The organism is Candidatus Sulfotelmatobacter sp., from assembly GCA_035504415.1.
Classification (GTDB): Bacteria; Vulcanimicrobiota; Vulcanimicrobiia; order Vulcanimicrobiales; family Vulcanimicrobiaceae; genus Vulcanimicrobium.
Genome location: DATJRY010000007.1, coordinates 228,392 through 242,242 on the forward strand (window position 1 = coordinate 228,392; position 13,851 = coordinate 242,242).

General features: G+C 72.7%; 16 protein-coding genes. 10 read left to right on the forward strand and 6 right to left on the reverse strand.

Features of this window, described 5'->3' with window-relative positions:
• Positions 1–20 precede the first annotated feature (20 nt).
• The gene (locus tag VMD91_04260) at positions 21–1,313 is read right to left on the reverse strand and encodes an NAD(P)/FAD-dependent oxidoreductase (protein HTW83270.1); all 1,293 of its coding nucleotides are present in this window, start codon (positions 1,311–1,313) and stop codon (positions 21–23) included.
• 4 nt (positions 1,314–1,317) lie between these two features.
• Positions 1,318–1,767 (reverse strand): large conductance mechanosensitive channel protein MscL, encoded by a 450-nt coding sequence (gene mscL, locus VMD91_04265; protein ID HTW83271.1) that lies wholly within the window; start codon positions 1,765–1,767, stop codon positions 1,318–1,320.
• A 117-nt stretch (positions 1,768–1,884) separates the two neighbouring features.
• On the opposite strand from mscL, the gene VMD91_04270 reads away from it, so the two are divergent.
• From VMD91_04270 to VMD91_04305, 8 genes are all read left to right on the forward strand, one after another.
• Entirely contained in the window at positions 1,885–2,151 is a 267-nt protein-coding gene (locus VMD91_04270) for a hypothetical protein (protein HTW83272.1), read from the forward strand.
• A gap of 93 nt (positions 2,152–2,244) precedes the next feature.
• On the forward strand, positions 2,245–2,547 hold the full coding sequence (locus tag VMD91_04275; GenBank protein ID HTW83273.1) for a hypothetical protein: 303 nt from the start codon (positions 2,245–2,247) through the stop codon (positions 2,545–2,547).
• Positions 2,548–2,588: 41 nt separating this feature from the next.
• Positions 2,589–2,915: a hypothetical protein gene (locus tag VMD91_04280; protein HTW83274.1), complete on the forward strand. Its 327-nt coding sequence runs from the start codon at positions 2,589–2,591 to the stop codon at positions 2,913–2,915.
• A 19-nt stretch (positions 2,916–2,934) separates the two neighbouring features.
• Complete coding sequence (locus VMD91_04285) at positions 2,935–4,500, forward strand: glycoside hydrolase family 3 N-terminal domain-containing protein (protein HTW83275.1); 1,566 nt, start codon at positions 2,935–2,937, stop codon at positions 4,498–4,500.
• On the forward strand, positions 4,454–5,524 hold the full coding sequence (locus VMD91_04290) for a serine hydrolase domain-containing protein (protein HTW83276.1): 1,071 nt from the start codon (positions 4,454–4,456) through the stop codon (positions 5,522–5,524). Before VMD91_04285 ends, VMD91_04290 begins: the two co-directional genes overlap by 47 nt.
• The gene (locus VMD91_04295; GenBank protein HTW83277.1) at positions 5,521–6,609 is read left to right on the forward strand and encodes an anhydro-N-acetylmuramic acid kinase; all 1,089 of its coding nucleotides are present in this window, start codon (positions 5,521–5,523) and stop codon (positions 6,607–6,609) included. The genes VMD91_04290 and VMD91_04295 overlap by 4 nt, the downstream gene beginning before the upstream one ends.
• Positions 6,610–6,649: 40 nt before the next feature.
• A complete protein-coding gene (locus VMD91_04300; GenBank protein HTW83278.1) occupies positions 6,650–7,543 on the forward strand; it encodes a BadF/BadG/BcrA/BcrD ATPase family protein in 894 nt (297 codons plus the stop codon).
• On the forward strand, positions 7,540–8,427 hold the full coding sequence (locus VMD91_04305; GenBank protein HTW83279.1) for an N-acetylmuramic acid 6-phosphate etherase: 888 nt from the start codon (positions 7,540–7,542) through the stop codon (positions 8,425–8,427). The genes VMD91_04300 and VMD91_04305 overlap by 4 nt, the downstream gene beginning before the upstream one ends.
• Here the strand turns inward: VMD91_04305 and VMD91_04310 are convergent.
• Positions 8,408–8,830 (reverse strand): GNAT family N-acetyltransferase, encoded by a 423-nt coding sequence (locus VMD91_04310; GenBank protein ID HTW83280.1) that lies wholly within the window; start codon positions 8,828–8,830, stop codon positions 8,408–8,410. The two genes, VMD91_04305 and VMD91_04310, sit on opposite strands and share 20 nt — an antisense overlap.
• Before the next feature lie 18 nt (positions 8,831–8,848).
• Between VMD91_04310 and VMD91_04315 the strand changes: the two genes are divergently transcribed.
• Together VMD91_04315 and VMD91_04320 are read left to right on the forward strand one after the other, a co-directional pair.
• Entirely contained in the window at positions 8,849–9,229 is a 381-nt protein-coding gene (locus tag VMD91_04315; protein HTW83281.1) for a hypothetical protein, read from the forward strand.
• A 1-nt stretch (position 9,230) separates the two neighbouring features.
• On the forward strand, positions 9,231–10,778 hold the full coding sequence (locus VMD91_04320) for a DUF4127 family protein (protein ID HTW83282.1): 1,548 nt from the start codon (positions 9,231–9,233) through the stop codon (positions 10,776–10,778).
• A gap of 57 nt (positions 10,779–10,835) precedes the next feature.
• Here the strand turns inward: VMD91_04320 and VMD91_04325 are convergent, their stop codons facing one another.
• Genes VMD91_04325 through VMD91_04335 form a run of 3 tightly spaced genes read right to left on the reverse strand, consistent with a single transcriptional unit; the run spans position 10,836 to position 13,845 of the window.
• Positions 10,836–11,825 (reverse strand): hypothetical protein, encoded by a 990-nt coding sequence (locus tag VMD91_04325; GenBank protein ID HTW83283.1) that lies wholly within the window; start codon positions 11,823–11,825, stop codon positions 10,836–10,838.
• Entirely contained in the window at positions 11,825–12,271 is a 447-nt protein-coding gene (gene mce, locus VMD91_04330) for a methylmalonyl-CoA epimerase (protein ID HTW83284.1), read from the reverse strand. The genes VMD91_04325 and mce overlap by 1 nt, the downstream gene beginning before the upstream one ends.
• Positions 12,268–13,845 carry a methylmalonyl-CoA mutase family protein gene (locus VMD91_04335; protein HTW83285.1) on the reverse strand — a complete coding sequence of 526 codons (1,578 nt, stop codon included), beginning with the start codon at positions 13,843–13,845 and terminating at the stop codon, positions 12,268–12,270. The genes mce and VMD91_04335 overlap by 4 nt, the downstream gene beginning before the upstream one ends.
• Between the last annotated feature and the right edge of the window lie 6 nt (positions 13,846–13,851).

A 13,851-nucleotide genomic window follows, 5' to 3' on the forward strand; every position in this document is an offset into this window, starting at 1 on the left:
GGCGGAGCCGCCTCCCTCCATTAGCCGCGCAGCGCCGCAAGCGCCTCCCGTGCCGCACGCCGGCCTGACGACAACGCACCGGCGACGGTACCGGCCTCGTTGGCGTCGACCGTCGCCTCGCCGGCGAAGAAGAGCGGGGGTACGGGCGCCGCCAGTGCCGCGCGCGCGCCTTCCGCGCCGACCGCGACGTAGCTGTACGCCCCGAGGGCGTACGGATCGCGCTGCCAGTCGTGCGCCTCGGCATCCTCGAGCTCTTCACGAGGATCGACCTCCCCGCGCGCGAGCACGGCGAGCTGATCGAGCGCGGCCGCGATGCGGTCGCTCGGCGTACGGGCGCCCAGCGCGTCGGCGCGCGGACCGCCTGCCCACGCCACCAGCACCGGCGCGCGCACGGGCAAGAGCGTCCAGAACACCGTGAACGCGCCGCCGGACGGCATGTAGAAGGACGACGCGTCGCGGAAGCGCCCCTCGGCCAGCGTCTCCCAAAAGGGGCGGCGGAAGCGCAAGCAGAGCTTGTGGACCGGGCCCATGATCAGTCCCTCGAGTGCCGCGCGTTTGGCGGCCGGCAACGGCGGATCGAACGCGGGCCGGCCGGCCTGCAGCACCCCGAGCGGGACGGTGACGATCGCGCAGCGCGCGTGCACCTGTGTCGTGCTTCCGTCGGCGGCGTCGGCCTCGACCACGACGCCGTCGGAGCCGTGGCGTAACGATTGCACCGGGGTGGCCAACTCGACGCGCACGCGACCGGGCGGCAAGAGATCGCGCAGCGCACGCAACACCGACGCGTAGCCGCCCAGCGGGCGAAACTGCCGCGCGGTCTGTCCGTTCACGTCGTCGCTCCACTCGGCCGCGATCGCGCGAGCGCTGGCGCGCGCCGGGTCGGCGGCGTCGAAGCCTTGCACCATCGTCAGCAGCGCGTCGCGGGCGGGCGCATCGAGGTCGCGCGCCAGCTCGGCGACCGAGACGTCGCGCGCGTAACCGCGCACGCGCTCGAGCGCCGCCGCGACCAGCGCGAAACGATCCTCGCCCGGATGCACGCCGTCGGGGTCGACCTGCACGCCGCTGTCGGTCACGTCGATCGCGGCGCTGCCCGCCTCGCGCAAGAGCGCGAAGCTGACCTCGGCGCTGCCGTGGATGAACTCCGCGCCCAGCTCGAGCGGCGCCCCCGGCACGTCTTCACGGGTGAGGATGCGCCCGCCGATGCGATTGCGCGCTTCGAGCACGACGACGGAGCTGCCGGCGTCGGCCAGCTCGCGCGCGGCGATCAAGCCGGCCGCGCCCGCGCCGACGATCGCGACGTCGTAGTCGTGCACGCGCTCAGCCGGCGCTCGCCAAGACGGCGGTGCAGTACTTACAGCGTCGCGCTTCGATCGGAATCGGACTCAAGCACTCCGGACAATTCCGCTCCGCCGGCGCGGGCACGGGCTTGCGAAAGCGCTCCGACATCATCTGTATCGGCAACACGACCGCGTAGTAGATCACGATCGCGTCGAGGACGAAGTCGATCAGCGTGTTCACGAAGTCGCCGACCGGAAAGTGGGTGTAGCGCACCGTGAACCCGAGGTCGCCGAAATTCGGTTTGCCGATCGTCGCCGCGATCAGCGGCGTGAGCAGATCCTTCACCAATGCGTTGACGACCGCGGTGAACGCACTACCGACCACCACCGCGACCGCGAGGTCGATGACACTGCCGCGCGCGAGAAACGCGCCAAATCCCTTGAGCAGGGGAGCCTCCTTCCGCTGAGCCGTCGCTCGCCTGGGTCCCAGCTGAGCGCCTTTGCAGTCCCTTGACGTTACGCGCTATGTTTGCCTTCACTTTCGCGATCCGGGGGCCGATATCTGACACAGAGACGGCTCGTATACAGCGAGGATGTTTTCGCGCACATGGATGTCCCCGAAAATCTCGACACATTTCTCCTCGACCTGCTGAAGGAAGAGGGCGGAGCGGTCCAGCTCGATGCCGAGGATCGAGCATTCATCGACCGTATCCTCAAATCGATCACGCATGGGAGCAAGGGCATCTTCGTTGTCCTGCACCCGGATGATCGCATGCAGTACATGCTGCTGAACACGAACCGCGCCGGCGCGATCGCGCTGCTGGCGCGCGTCATGCAACGGACCGCCGAGGCGCTCGAAGCCGACCTCGACTGACGGCGCGACGCTTCGTTCGCCGAGGAACGCGAGCGTCGACGGCCACCCTCTCGCCTCGGCTGGGATCGGCCCGGCCGGCGCGAAGCGCAGCGTGTGGCATCCGACGCACTCGACGGCTACCTGCTCGACGGCCGGCCCGGCAAGGCCGAGGCGATCGCGGCCGCGCTGGCGGCGCCGTCCGATGAGCCGCGCGCGCAGCCGTTCTACCGGGCGTTGCGCGCGGTCGGCGTCAACGCCGCCGACGATGCCTTGTTGGCGCTGCGGCTCGTCCTGGGCGGCGGAGCGGCCGACGACGCGGGTATTCGCGCCGCCCGGGCGGCGCGCGCCGCCGTCCACGACGGGTCGGACCCCGACCGAGCGAACTGGCACAAAGTCATGGGAACGATTCGCGGCTGATGTGGAACGCGCGCCCGTTCCGGCTGCGTTACCCCCAAGCAATGCGCCTCGTGCCCGCCGTCATCGCCTTGGGCCTCCTTGCCATCCCCCTCCCGGGGTTGGCGCAGGGGACGGCGCCCGCTGCGGTCGACGGCGGTACGATCGAAGGCCGCGTGACCAACGTCGACTACCAGCGCGGACTGCTGCACGTCGAGACGTCGCGCAAGGTCAACTTCGAGGTCTCGGTCATGCCGACGACCAGCATCCAGACCTCCGACCCCGGCTATCACGCGATCACCGACGTCTCGCGCGGCTCGAAGGTCTCGATCCTCGCCTCGCGCATCGGCGGCAAGCTCGTCGCGCAGATCATCAAGCTGTTCAAGCACTGACCGCGTCGAAGGCGCGGTGATGCCCCCGACTGCCGAGTTGGAAGGGCTGGCGCGTGGGACGCTGGCCGTCGGGTTCGCCGGAGCGAACGTCGCCGACGCGCCGCTCGGCGAGCTGCGCGCGCTCGCGCCCGGTGCGATCACGCTGTTCGCCCGCAACGCGGGCGACGGCACCGAGCTGCCCGCGTTGATCGCCGCGCTGCGCTCGCTGGGCGCGCCGCCGCCGCTGATCGCGATCGATCAGGAGGGCGGCCGCGTCGCGCGGCTGCGCACGGGCGTCGCGCCGTTGCCGTCGGCGATGGCCGTCGGCGCAGGCGGTGATCCGGCAGCCGCGCGCGCGCTGGGCACGCTGCTTGGGCGCGACCTGGCGACGCTCGGGATCAGCGTCGACTTGGCGCCGGTGGCCGATCTCGCGCTGGCGCCGGGCAGCACCGTGATCGGCACGCGCGCCTATGGCGACGACCCGCGTGCCGTCGCGCCGTTCGTGACCGCGTTCGCCGAGGGCCTCGAACGCGGCGGCGTCGCGGCGACACTCAAACATTTCCCGGGTCACGGTGCGACCGCGCTCGACTCGCACGCGGAGCTGCCGCGCGTCACGACCGACGCCGCCACGCTGCGCGTGCGCGAGCTCGTCCCGTTCGCGGCGGCGATCGAGGCCGGCGCGTCCTCGCTCGTGCTGACCGCGCACCTGATCGTCGGCGCGCTGGACGCCACGCTGCCGGCCTCGCTCGCGCCGGCGACCTACCGGCTGTTGCGCGAGGAGCTTCGCTTCGCGGGCGTCGCCGCCACCGATTGTCTGGAGATGGACGCGATCGCGGGCGGCATCGGCACCGTCGAGGGTGCGGTCGCGGCGCTCGCCGCCGGCGCCGATCTGGTGCTGATCAGCCACCACCTGGAGTTGGCGCGCGACGCGGTCGCGGCGATCGTGCGCGCGGTCGAGAGCGGCCGGCTGCCACGCGCGCGTTTGGAAGAAGCGCACGCGCGCGTGCTGCGCTTGCGCGAGCGGTACGCGCAGCTGCGGCCCGCGGCGGCGGAGGCGGTCGACACGGCTGCGCCGCTGGCGGCCGCGCGCCGTGCGGTCACGAGCGTTCGCGGCGCGGCGCGGTTACGCAGCGGCGCGCCGGTGACGGTGATCTCGTTCGAAGGCACGCTCGGCGATGCGGCGGCGGCATCGGGTGCGCGCCCGGGCGCCGACGCGCCCTCGCTCAGCGCAGCGCTGCGGCGGCGGCGCTGGAAGAGCGAGCTGATGCGCGTCCCGCTCGTCCCCGACGCGGACGACCTCGAGCTGCTGCTCGAGCACGTCCCGCGGCTGGGCGAGCGCGAGTTCGTGCTGGTCGTGCGGCGCGCCGACCTGCATCCGGCGCAGCGCGAAGCCGTCGCGCGCATCCTGGCGCTCGCGCCCGACGCGCTGATCGTCTCGGCGCGTGAACCGTACGACGCCGTGGCGTGGCCCGCCGCGCAGCGCGTCGTCTGCTGCTACGGCGACGACGCGCTGGCGTTCGAGGGTCTGGCCGACGTCCTCGACGGCCGCGCGCCGGCGAGTGGGACGCTGCCGGTGCGGATCGGGCAGGGCACCGCTGTTCGCTGAGGTCGATGCCGTCGTTCGCGCCGCGCTCGCCCAGCGCTACAGCGCGGCGGTCGTGCGGATCGAGCAGGGCGGCCGGGTGCGCTTCGAGCGTGCCTACGGGCGCTTGGGCGATGACGCGGCCGCGGGGCCGGTGCAAGTCGACACGCGCTTCGACCTCGCCTCGATCACCAAGGTCTTCGTCGCCACCGTCGCACTCGACGCGGTCGCGCGCGGGACCCTGGCGCTCGACGCGCCGCTGCTCGATCTCGTCCCGGAGTGGCGCGCGAACGAGCATGCACCGATCGTGCTGCGCCGGCTGCTCGCGCACGACGGTGGCTTTCGCAGCGGGGCCGACTGGCGCACCCTGCTCGACCGCGACGTCGAGGCGTTCGCGTTGACCGAACCGCTGGCCGCACCGGTCGGCGAACGGGTGATCTACAGCGACTTGGGCTTCATCGCGCTGGGCGTCGTGCTGGCGCGCGCGCACGCGACCAGCCTGCGCACGCTGGTCGACGCGCGGCTGCGCGCGTTCGGCGCGCGTTCGACCGCGTTCACGCCGGCCGGACGCGAGCGCGCGAGCATCCCGGCGACCGAGACCGATGCCTGGCGCGGCGGCGTGCAGGGCGTCGTGCACGACGAGAAGGCGTACTTGCTGCGCGGGATCGCCGGCCACGCCGGGCTGTTCGGCGACGCGTGCGATGCGGCGGCGCTGACCGAGTGGTATCTGGGCGCGCTGCACGGCCGGCCGACCCCGCTCGACCGCGGCCTGGCCCGCGAGGCGGTGCACCAGCAGGCCTGGGATCCGGTCTTGCGCCGCGGCCTGGGGTGGGCGCTCAAGACGACCGGCGAGAACTCGTGCGGGACGCGGATGAGTGCGGACACCTTCGGCCACACCGGCTTCACCGGGACGAGCGTATGGGCGGATCCGCAGCGCGACCTGAGCGTCGTGCTGCTGACCAACGCCGTGCACTACGGTCGCGGTGACCTGCGCGCGGTGCGCGCGGCGGTCTGCGACGCGGCCGTCGCCGCGGTGGACGCCGCATGAGGATCGCCGGCGCCATCTCGGGCACCTCGCTCGACGGGATCGACGTCGCGATCTGCAGCGTCGAGCCCGACGGCGCCGGGGTGCGCGTGGCCTGCGAGCGCTTCGCCACCGTGCCGTTCGACGAGCACCTGCGCGCGCGCATCGTGGCCGCCTATCCGCCGGCGCGCGTCGACGCGCGCGTGGTGTCGGCACTGCACGCCGTCGTCGGCGAAGCGTTCGGCGAGGCGATCGCGCGGGTCGCCGGCGAGACGGCGCTCGACGCGGTCGCCTCGCACGGCGTGACGCTCGCGCACGACGGCGACGCGCACCACTCGCTGCAGATCGGCGACCCGTTTCGCATCCGCGAGCGCGTCCGCGCGACGGTGATCAGCGACTTTCGCTCGGCCGACACGGCCGCGGGCGGGAGCGGTGCGCCGCTCGTTCCGGCGGTCGACCGGCTCTTGTTCGGCGCGCACGCGCCGTGCGTCGCGCTCAACGTGGGCGGCATCGCGAACCTCACCGTGCTGCCCGACGGCATCGCGTTCGACTGCGGCCCGGCCAACTTGCCGCTCGACACGTACCTCGCGCTGCGCACCGGCGGCGCGCAGCGCTACGACGCCGGCGGCGCGCGCGCGCTGGCGGGCAACCCCGACAGCGCGCTGCTCGACGAGCTGCTGGCCGATCCGTACTTCGCGCAGCCGCCCCCGAAGTCGACCGGGCGCGAGCGCTACGGCGCGGCGTACGTCGCGGCACTGCGGCCGCGACTCGACGCGCTGCCGCTGAACGACGCGCTGGCGACGCTGGCCGCGCTCACGGTGCGCACGGTGGCCGGCGCCGTGCGCGCGCACGCGCCCGACGCGCGGCTGCTGATCGTCGCCGGCGGCGGCGTGCACAACGCGGCGCTGTTCACCGGTTTGCAGGCGCAGCTGGCCGGCGTACGCGTCGCGAGCGCGGCCGCGTTCGGCGTCGATCCCGACGCCAAGGAAGCGATCGCGTTCGCGGTGCTCGGGCACGAGACGCTGCACGGGCGGCCCGGCAACGTGCCCAGCGCGACCGGCGCGCGCGGCCCGCGCGTGCTCGGGACGATCGCGCCGTTCGCGCGCTGAGCGGCAAGGACGGGCTCGGACCGCGCCGGAAGGCGGCGGGATGATCGTGATCGGGGTCGACGCCGGCGGTTCGCAGACGCACGCGGCGTCGGCGCAGGACGGGACGCTCGTGCGCGAGGCGCGCGGGCCGGCGGCCAACCCGAGCGCGCTCGGGATGGATGCCGCGGCGGCCGCCATCGTCTCGACGATCCAGGACGTGCTGGCCGGCGCGGCGCCCGCGGCGATCTACGTCGGCGCCGCCGGCGCCGGCCGTCTCGCCATCGCCGCGGCGCTGCGCGCGCAGTTGGCGACGGTCTATCCGGCCGCCCGGCTACAGGTCGGCGACGACGCGTCGATCGCGCTGCGCGCCGCGATCCCCGACGGCGACGGCGCGGTGCTGATCGCCGGAACCGGCTCGATCGCGTACGCCGAGCGCGGCGGGAACGCGCACCGCTTGGGTGGTCTGGGATGGCTGGCCGGGGACGAAGGCGCGGGGTTTTGGATCGCCCTGCAAGCCGTCAAGCTGTACGGCCGCGTCCTGGACGCTCGCGCGCCGCGCGACGAGACGACCGATCTGGTCGCGGCGGCGCTCGACGCGCCCGATCGCGATCGCTATCTGGCCGCGCTCTACGACGCGCCGCTGCGACCCGCAACGCTGGCGGCGCTCGCGCCGCGCATCATCGCGCTCGCCGGCGCGGGCAACCGCGCGTCGACGAAGATCGTGCAGCAGGCGGCGCTCGAGTTGGGCGACCTCGCCAAGGGCATCCTGCGCGCCGCCGGGTTGACCGACGCGCCGCGCATCGCCCTGGCCGGCGGCCTGTTGCGGGAGAACAGCCTGCTCTCGTTCTTGCTCGAGACGCGGTTGAACGGCGACGTGCCGGGCGTCGAGATCGTCAAAGGCGGCGACGAAGCGGTGCACGGTGCGCTGCGCCTGGCCGCGCGCATGGCCGGATGAGCGAGCTGCCGTCGACGGAGGCCGTCGACCCCGCCACCGCGAGCATCGATCGGCTCGAGGGCACGCAGCTGGCGCGCACGCTGCTCGAGACGCACCGCGCGGCGGTCGACGCGGCGGTCGCCGCGGCGGACGCGGTGGCGGCCGCGACCGACGCCGTCGTCACGGCGCTGCGCGGCGACGGACGCGTCGTGCTGGTCGGGGCGGGGACGAGCGGACGGCTGGCGGTCCTCGACGCCGCCGAGCTGCCGCCGACGTTCGGGGCCGATCCGGCGCGCGTGCAAGCGCGCATCGCCGGCGGCGAGGCGGCCTTGCGCCGCGCGGTCGAAGGTGCGGAGGACGACGCGGCGGCCGGCGCGCACGCGGTCGCCGACGTCGGCGCGCACGACGTCGTGATCGGGATCTCGGCCAGCGGCGGCGCGCCGTTCGTGCGCGCCGCGCTGCAGGCCGCGCGCGCGCGCGGCGCGCGCACAATCGCGATCGTGAACGCGCCCGCGACCCCGTTGGCGGCCGCTGCCGACGTCGCGATCGTCGCCGTCAGCGGCGCCGAGCCGATCGCCGGCTCGACCCGTCTGCGCGCGGGCACGGCGCAGAAGATCGTGCTCAACGCCATCTCGACCGGCGCGATGATCCGGCTGGGGAAAACCTATCGCAACCGGATGGTCGATCTGGTCGCGACCAACGCCAAGCTGCGCGCGCGCGCCGAACGGCTGGTCCGCGAGCTGGCCGGCGCGCAGGTCGATGCGCCGGCGCTGCTCGCGGCGGCGGGTGGCTCGGTGAAGGTCGCCATCGTGATGGCCCGTCGCGGCGTTGATCGCGCCGCGGCCGAACGTCTGCTGGCGCAGAGCGACGGCCGGTTGGCGGCCGTCATCGAAGGTCGAGCGTGACGGCCAGCGCGCCGCGCTCGGCGTAGCCGAGCAGCGCGAAGAGCGCGCGCAACCCGGCGTCCGGCGGCACGACCGCTTCCATGCGCACCACCTCGAGCTGCGCCAAGCGGCCGCGCAGCGTCGCCAGCAGCGCCGAGCCGATGCCGCGGCCGCGGTGCTCGGGATCGACCCACAGGTCGCGCAGCTCGGCGGTCAGCCCGCGTTCGGTCGAGATCGCGAACGCGACCGAGACGCAGCCGGCCGCCACGCCGTCGTCATAGGCCAGCCAGACGAAGCCGTAGTCGGGCCGCTCGATGAACAGTGCGAGCGCGTCACCGAGCGCGGCCTGGTCGGAACGGAAGGACGACATCAGCGCGAAGGCGTCGAAGCGTTCCGGGCTGGCCATGGTGCGGCACTCGATCACGAGAGGACTTCCATCACGATGACGTTCGACTTGCTCCGCCGTTCGCTTCTCGCCCTGTCCGCCGGCGCGCTGGCGCTGACGGTCGTCCCCGCCGCGGCGGGAGCGCAGGACGCCGCGCCGCCCGGCGGCAAGTGGCGCGACTGCCACGGCTACGTGCGCCACGTCTCCGACACCAACATCCGCGTGCACTGCATCGACGGCGTGCCGGCCGACCTCTCGTTCTTGTACGCGCCCAACTACCGCGCGCTGTTCGAAGACGGCAAGAGCGAGCAGACCAAAGCCCTCACGCCCGGTACGCCGGTCCACATCGTGTTCACCCAATCGCTGGGCGTGCGCAAAGCGGTGAAGATCTACATCATGAACGCGCACGGTCACGGGATGTTCGGGTTCGGCAGCTAGCGTGCTCGCGGCGCTGGCATCGTCGCTGCTGGCGTTGACGGTCGTCGTCGTCCCGCTCGACGATCGTCCGGTCACCGCGCAGCTGCCGGTGCTGCTGGGCGCGATCGCCGGCGTGCGGGTGGCGGAGCCGCCGCCCGCGCTGCTGGGGCGCTATCTGCGGCCGGGCGATCCCGATGCGATCCTGCGCTGGCTGCGCACCGACGCGCCGCGCGACGCGCGCGCCTACGTCGTCTCGAACGACATGATCGCCTACGGCGGCTTGGTCGCCTCGCGTATCCCGCAGACCTCGGGCGCGCAAGCGGAAGCGCGCGTCGCGGCGCTGGCTGCGTTCCGGCTCACCCACGGCGACGCGTCGTTCGCGCTGTTCGGGACGGTGATGCGGCTCGCGCCGACGGGGATTCCGGCGCTCGGCGACGCGGCGTCGTTCCCGTTCGCGGGCGAGGTCTGGCCCCGTCTGCAGCAATACGCGAACCTGCCCGACCCGCCGCTGACCGACGCCGATCGCGCCACGGCCGCGCGCTTGCGCGCGCAGTTGGGACCCGATCTCGAGGCGTATCTCGCGGCGCGCGCGCGCGACCGCGACGTCGATCTGTTCGCGCTCGGCGAGGCGGCGCAGGGACGCTTCGACCGGGTGGTGCTCGGCCAGGACGACGCCGGACCGGTCGGCTTGCACCTGCGCGACTTGGCCGCGTTGCGCGCCTACGCGGCGCGCTGGGTGCCGCCCGGTCGCGCGGCGATCGAGCCGGGTGCCGACGAGCTGGGGATGGCGCTGCTGGCCGCCGCGCTGGCGCGCCAGGCGGCGTTCGTGCCGCGCGTGCGGGTGATCTATTCGCGCGCCGACGGCGGGGGCGTCAACGACCCCATCGAGTTCGCGCCGGTCGCCACCTCGATCGGCTCGCTGATCCGCACCTGCGGCGCGGTCGAAGTCGATGCGCCCGACGCGCCGGCCGACGTCGAGCTGTTCGTCAAGGTACCGGCCACCGGCGAGGCCGACGAGCACGCCTTCGTCGACCGCATCGCGCACGACGCGACCGCCGCCGGAGCGCCGCTGGCGGCGCTCGCCGACCTCTCGTTCCTGGTCGCCGACGACTACGCGCAGCAGCGGCAGCTGATGCGCGATCTGATCGCGCGCGGCGTCGCCGGCCGCGTCGGCGCCTTCGCGTCGTGGAATACGGTCGCCAACACCGTCGGCACCACGTTGCCCGAGGCCATCGCGGTGCTGGCCGGCAAGCGCATGGGCACGTACGACCCGACCGCGCACGCGCGCTTCACGCTGATGCGATACGTCGACGACATCGCCTTCCACGACGACGTGCGGCCGCGGCTCAACACCGACCTCGACGCGCAGGGCGTGGACGACCACACCTACTTGCTGCCGGGGACGGCCGGCGCGACCGCCGACGAGAACCGCACCCTGCTCTGGCGCGACGGCCTGGCGCTCTTGCACCAGATCGAGCCGCAATTCCGCGACGCGGGCTTCACCATCACGCTGCCCTGGGACCGCACCTTCGAGACGGAGCTCGACCTTCGGCTGACGCCCAACCTTTGAGGGCGGCGGCTCGGGCGAAGCCCGAACGCGAAGGCTTCGGCGGGAGCCGAAGCCACTTCACGGGTCGGCGATGCCGGTCGTCTCGGTGATCCCGACTTGCTCGTACGGCGTGAGCTCGTTGTGCGCGCTGACTTCCTCGAAGGTGATGGTCGTGTCGTAGCACGTGTCGCCGCTGTCCTGCATCGGTCCGAGCGCGGTCTCGCGGTCGATGTACGAACCGCCTTCCCACTGTCGGAACTCGACCAGCCACGGCGTGGCGCTGAACGGCAGGCCGTTGCCGATCCCCGACACCTTGGCGCGCACGACGTCGAACGTCTTCATGTCGATCCACAGCTCGCGCAGCCGGTAGCGATTGGGGTCGCGCAGCGGCGTCAGCCCCAGGTGGTAGAGGTGGACGTTGCCTTCGGTGACGTTCCCCAGATTCACGACCGTGTAGGTGCGCGCGATGACGGCCGTGCTGCCGATGTGCGGCAGATACGGTTTGGTCGTCGAGATGTCGACCAGATCTTGCGTCTGCGAGACCGGCGGCGCGTTGAGCGAGATGCCGAAGTCTTGATTGATCGCGAAGGTGACCTGGCCGAGCACGTCGGCGCTGGTGGCCGCGTTCATCGTCAGCCCGGTGCCCAGGATGTTGCCGCCGCCTTTGGTCGGCGCGGGCACGTTCTGCACGCCGCTGCTCCCGCCCGCGATCCCGATGTTGATCCCGGTCGGCGTCGGCGGGTGTGCTTGCTCCTCGCGGCTGATGCCGTGGGTGAAGACGAGCCGCTTTTGCAGGTCCTCGACGGTGTCCCACGAGCGGATGACCGGCACGTTGCCGTCGCGATACCGCACGACCGCGGTATAGCTCGCGTAGCGCGGATAGCCGCTGCTGGTGCGTTCCTTGCGCGCGGCCAGGAAGATCGCGTCGGGATCGGTCAGCGTGGTCTGCACGGCGGCGCCGCTCGTCGTCGCAGCCGGCGTCGTGTCGGCGGCGCGTGCGACGGTCGCGCTGCCGAGCAGCACCGCCAGGGTCAGGGCAAGCGCCGTCGGCGAGGTTCCTGAACGCATCACCTCGGAGAACGGCCTGCTTCGGCCGCCGGTTCCGCATGGCCGCCCGGTTGACAGAGCTCGATCAGGACGCCGCCGGTCGATTTCGGGTGCAGGAACGCGATCGTGTTGCCGTGCGCACCGCGCCGCGGCTGCTCGTCGATCAGGCGGACGCCGGCGTCGCGCAGGCGCGCCAGCTCGGCGCGGATGTCGCCGACGCGGTACGCGGTGTGGTGGAGCCGCGAATCGGCCTCGCCGCGGAAGCGCGCGACCGGCGAGCTCTCGTCGAGCGGCCGGAGCAGCTCGATGATCGCATCCCCGCTGCGCAGACCGACCGCCTCGATCCCCTGGTCGGCGACGATCTCGCGGTACACCTGCGTGAATCCCAGCGTCTGCGTGTAGAGGCGAATCGTGGCCTCCAGATCCTTGACCACGATCGCGACGTGGTCGATGGGGGCGTCGATCAAGCGATTCTCTCCCGAGCCACGTGGGTGCCGAAGACGCTGCGCAGGACGTCGCTGATCTCGCCCAGCGTCGCGCCGGCGTCGACCGCGTCGATCAGGGCCGGCATGACGTTGTCGCGGCCGGCGGCCGCGCGCCGGGCCGCTTCGAGCGTCGCCTCGGTGCGCGCGGCGTCGCGCCGTGCCCGAAAGGCGCGCGTGCGAGCGACTTGGTCGCGTTCGATCGACGGATCGATGCGCTGGATCGGGATCGGCGCGTCGTTGCCGCCGTCGGTGAAGCGGTTGACGCCGACCACGACCTGCTCGCCGCGCTCGATCGCCTGCTGCGCGCGATAGGCCGACTCCCCGATCTGGTCCTGCATCCAGCCGCTCTCGATCGCCGCGACCGCACCGCCCTGCGCGTCGATCTCGCCCAGCAGCTCGCGCGCGCGCTCGATCATCTCGTCGGTCAGCGTTTCGAGGTAGTACGAACCGGCCAGCGGGTCGACCACGTCGGTGACGCCGCTCTCGTAGGCGATGATCTGCTGCGTGCGCAGCGCCACCCGCGCCGACTGCGCGGTCGGCAGGCCCAGCGCTTCGTCCTGGCCGTTGGTGTGGAGCGATTGCGTCCCGCCCAGTACCGCGGCCAGCGCCTGCAGCGCGACCCGCACGACGTTGTTCTCCGGCTCTTGCGCGGTGAGCGTCGAGCCGCCGGTCTGGGTGTGGAAGCGCAGCATCTGCGAGCGTTTGTCGCGCGACCCGAACTCGTCGCGAACGATCTGGGCCCACAGCGTGCGCGCGGCGCGGAACTTGGCGACCTCTTCGAAGAAGTCGTTGTGCGCGTTCCAAAAGAACGAGATGCGCGGCGCGACGACGTCGACGTCGAGCCCCGCCTGCTGGGCGGCGCGCAAGTACGCCTTCGCGTTGGCCAGGGTGAACGCCATCTCTTGGAGCGCGGTCGAGCCGGCTTCGCGGATGTGATAGCCCGAGATCGAGATGGTGTTCCAGTTCGGCACCTGCTGCGCGCAGTACGCCATCACGTCGGTCACTAGCCGCATCGACGGCTCGGGCGGGAAGATGTAGGTCCCGCGCGCGACGTACTCCTTGAGCACGTCGTTCTGGATCGTGCCGCCGAGCCGCTCGAACGGAATGCCGCGGCGGCGCGCGACGGCCAGCACGAACGCCAGCAGGATCGACGCCGGCGCGTTGATCGTCATCGACACCGTCACCTGATCGAGCGGGATGTCGGCGAACAGCGTCTCGACGTCGGCGATGGTGTCGATCGCGACGCCGACCTTGCCGACCTCGCCGCGCGCCGGTGTCGCGTCGGAGTCGTAACCGAGCTGGGTGGGCAAGTCGAACGCGACCGAAAGGCCGGTCACGCCGTTGGCGAGCAGGTAGCGGTAGCGCTCGTTGGACTCGGCGGCCGTCGCGAAGCCGGCGTACTGCCGCATCGTCCACAGCCGCCCGCGATACATGTCGCGCCGGATGCCGCGGGTGAAGGGGAAACTGCCGGGCGGGGCGCGCCGGATCGGCGGGTCGACGGGCTCGTAGAACGGCTCGAGCGGGATGCCGCTGGCGTTCAGGTCGCGGGTGGCCACCCGGAG

Excerpts from the sequence above, each read along its gene's own strand:
- VMD91_04270 (HTW83272.1), top strand. The coding sequence starts at position 1,885 with ATGGATGTCCCCGAAAATCTCGACACATTTCTCCTCGACCTGCTGAAG.
- VMD91_04280 (HTW83274.1), top strand. The coding sequence starts at position 2,589 with ATGCGCCTCGTGCCCGCCGTCATCGCCTTGGGCCTCCTTGCCATCCCC.
- VMD91_04285 (HTW83275.1), top strand. The coding sequence starts at position 2,935 with ATGCCCCCGACTGCCGAGTTGGAAGGGCTGGCGCGTGGGACGCTGGCC.
- VMD91_04295 (HTW83277.1), top strand. The coding sequence starts at position 5,521 with ATGAGGATCGCCGGCGCCATCTCGGGCACCTCGCTCGACGGGATCGAC.
- VMD91_04300 (HTW83278.1), top strand. The coding sequence starts at position 6,650 with ATGATCGTGATCGGGGTCGACGCCGGCGGTTCGCAGACGCACGCGGCG.
- VMD91_04305 (HTW83279.1), top strand. The coding sequence starts at position 7,540 with ATGAGCGAGCTGCCGTCGACGGAGGCCGTCGACCCCGCCACCGCGAGC.
- VMD91_04315 (HTW83281.1), top strand. The coding sequence starts at position 8,849 with ATGACGTTCGACTTGCTCCGCCGTTCGCTTCTCGCCCTGTCCGCCGGC.
- VMD91_04325 (HTW83283.1), bottom strand. The coding sequence starts at position 11,825 with ATGCGTTCAGGAACCTCGCCGACGGCGCTTGCCCTGACCCTGGCGGTG.